Source organism: Paraburkholderia sp. EG286B (assembly GCF_040965655.1).
Lineage (GTDB): Bacteria > Pseudomonadota > Gammaproteobacteria > Burkholderiales > Burkholderiaceae > Paraburkholderia.
In genome coordinates, this window is sequence record NZ_JBFRCF010000257.1 from 1 (window position 1) to 255 (window position 255).

Sequence of the window (255 nt, forward strand, 5' to 3'; positions counted from 1 at the left end):
GCGCGACGACAATGTGCGATCAGCTGCGCGCCACAGGCAACTGGAATCCTGCGTGGGATGCCATTGCCGAACTCGATCCCGTATGGGCCGAGAAATTCATGACGATGGGCGCACACACCATGATGTCCGGTGTGCTCGAACCCAAGGTGCTGGAGTTCCTTGCCATCGCAGTCGATTCGTCCTGCACGCATATGTACGCGCCGGGCACGCGCCGGCATATCCGCAAGGCGCTCGAACTGGGCGCCACGAAGGAAG

At 61.6% G+C, this 255-nt stretch carries 1 protein-coding gene; it reads left to right on the plus strand.

Going from position 1 to position 255, the window contains the following annotated elements:
- A partial coding sequence (locus AB4Y42_RS44660) for a carboxymuconolactone decarboxylase family protein (protein ID WP_368697949.1) occupies positions 1 to 255 on the plus strand: 255 nt, incomplete at both ends.